The organism is Psychrobacter sp. 1U2, from assembly GCF_051847575.1.
On record NZ_JBPYDC010000389.1, the window covers coordinates 1 to 1,134 of the forward strand.

A 1,134-nucleotide genomic window follows, 5' to 3' on the forward strand; every position below is an offset into this window, starting at 1 on the left:
ACTGATCGTAAGCTGCCGGATAAGGCCATCGATTTAATAGACGAAGCAGCCAGTCGTTTGCGTATGGAGATGGACAGTAAACCTGAAGCGCTAGGTAAGCTTGATAGTCGTCTTATTCAGCTAAAAATGCAGCGCGAAGTGCTCAAAAATGAAGAAGATGCTGGCGCACGAGCTGAGCGTAAAGTGCTTGATACGCAAATTGATGAGCTTGAAAAAGAATACGCTGATCTTAACGAAGTCTGGCAAGCAGAAAAAGCGCTGGTCAAAGGCAGTCAACAGCTCAAAGATGAGCTTGACAAAACGCGCATCGCTTATGATAAGGCAAGCCGAGAAGGCGATTACGAGACCATGAGTAAACTGCAGTATGAAACCATACCGCAGCTTGAGCGCCGTATCAATGAGTCTGACTTGGCTGAGCAAAAGGAGCAAACAGGTGAGCCTGCTGGCGTAAAATTACTACGTAATAAAGTCACTGATAATGAGATTGCTGAAGTGGTGGCCGCGGCGACAGGTATCCCGGTCAGTAAAATGATGCAAGGTGAGCGCGATAAGATGCTAGCAATGGAGGACAAACTCCACGAACGCGTTATTGGTCAGGACGAAGCAGTTGAGTCGGTTGCTAATGCAGTGCGTCGTAGTCGGGCAGGTTTGTCTGATCCGAATCGTCCTTCTGGCTCGTTCTTGTTCCTAGGGCCAACAGGGGTAGGTAAGACTGAGCTGACGAAATCTCTAGCAAACTTCTTATTTGATAGTGAAGAGGCGATGGTGCGCATCGATATGAGTGAGTTCATGGAAAAGCACAGTGTCAGTCGCTTGGTAGGTGCTCCTCCTGGTTATGTCGGCTACGAAGAGGGCGGTACATTAACCGAAGCTGTACGCCGCAAGCCTTATAGTGTTGTGCTATTTGATGAAGTAGAAAAAGCGCATCCAGATGTGTTTAATATCTTATTACAGGTATTGGATGACGGGCGCTTGACTGATTCGCAAGGTCGGGTGGTAGACTTTAAGAACACGGTTATCATCATGACCAGTAATTTGGGTTCACATAAAATCCAAGAGATGGTTGGTGAAGACTACCAAGACATCAAAGCGGCAGTAATGGATTCAGTTGGTGAGCATTTCCGTCCTGAGTTT

The 1,134-nt window shown here is 47.1% G+C and carries 1 protein-coding gene; it reads left to right on the top strand.

Annotation, left to right across the window (positions count from 1 at the left end; all coding sequences use genetic code 11):
* The coding region (locus ACS8FD_RS16055) for an AAA family ATPase (RefSeq protein WP_439276582.1) at window positions 1–1,134 on the top strand (1,134 nt) is incomplete at both ends.